The sequence below is a fragment of the Streptomyces sp. NPDC002130 genome, assembly GCF_040296465.1.
GTDB lineage: Bacteria > Actinomycetota > Actinomycetes > Streptomycetales > Streptomycetaceae > Streptomyces.
In genome coordinates this window covers 1-1,007 of the sequence record NZ_JBEOXI010001321.1, presented here as the reverse complement: position 1 = coordinate 1,007, position 1,007 = coordinate 1, and the positions used below count along the sequence as shown (strand labels likewise).

At 62.5% G+C, this 1,007-nt stretch carries 1 protein-coding gene and 2 pseudogenes; 2 read left to right on the top strand and 1 reads right to left on the bottom strand.

The window, feature by feature from the left end:
* Positions 1-36 precede the first annotated feature (36 nt).
* A complete protein-coding gene (locus ABT116_RS50650; RefSeq protein ID WP_351648697.1) occupies positions 37-183 on the bottom strand; it encodes a helix-turn-helix transcriptional regulator in 147 nt (48 codons plus the stop codon).
* A 60-nt stretch (positions 184-243) separates the two neighbouring features.
* On the opposite strand from ABT116_RS50650, the pseudogene ABT116_RS51330 reads away from it, so the two are divergent.
* Together ABT116_RS51330 and ABT116_RS50645 are read left to right on the top strand one after the other, a co-directional pair.
* Positions 244-375, top strand: a pseudogene (locus ABT116_RS51330) (hypoxanthine phosphoribosyltransferase); the annotation flags it as partial.
* Between the two features lie 122 nt (positions 376-497).
* Positions 498-761 (top strand): annotated as a pseudogene (locus ABT116_RS50645) (DUF4190 domain-containing protein); the annotation flags it as partial.
* Positions 762-1,007: the final 246 nt, after the last annotated feature.

The following is a 1,007-nucleotide window of genomic DNA, read 5'->3' as shown; positions in this document are numbered from 1 at the left end:
TGGTGACGTTGGCGGCCTGGTTGCCGCCGTGGTCCTTCATGCGCAGTTTCGGGCGTAGTCGCCGCGTTCGACGGAGACGATGCTCTGTCTGCTCACCTGACCTGCCGTGGCCAGTTGCGCCTGGGTGAGGCCGGCGAGGCGTCGGTGCTCCCGCACGTTGTTGTCGCCAGCCTTTCCAGTCATGCAAAAAGTAAAGAATACTTGTCACTAGATGTCAAGTTTGCTTGTCATATGAGAGGCTGAAGCGTCGACGTCCGGGACGTGGGCTTCGACATCCCCAACGAGTTCGTCGTCGGTTACGGCCTCGATTACGCCGAGCGGTACCGCGATCTGCCGTACATCGGCACCCTGGACCCCGAGGTCTACGGCGGCTGAGCCTGCTCGCTGGTTAGAACTCTTCACATTTCGGCACCTCTGCATCAGTCCTGCGAACGGACGACAGACAGGTCTCCGAGGCGTCGCTAGATTCACGGAATGCGCTATCGACGGCTTATTCGGTGACCCTTCCGCCACCACCGCCACCCCCGCCCCCACCTCCTCCTGGTGGGGAGCAGCAGTACAGGAGTGCCCAACCGCAGGGCGGTCTGTACCAACCTCCGACCACGAACGGCCTCGCAATTGCCGCCCTGGTCGGGGCGCTCGTGCTGGCACCGGTCGGCATTGTGCTCGGCCACATTTCGCTGGCGCAGATCAAACGAACCGGTGAGCAGGGGCGAGGACTTGCAATCGCCGGTCTGGTCATCGGCTACATCTTCACCGGGCTTCTGGTGCTGTCGATCGTGTGGATGTTTCTCATTGCCAATGCTGTCACCCGTGCGTTCGACGACTACGACAGCGCGTCTTCTCTCTACTACACATCCGAATCGTCGAGTACGACTTATCCGACGTACTCGACCACCACATCCCGGACGGTGGCGCCGACGTTCAGCGGAAGCGCGCGACCGGGAGCTCGTCACCTTCCGCAAGGGACTCGTCGGCGTCGACCTGGACCGCCTGGCCGGGCTCGC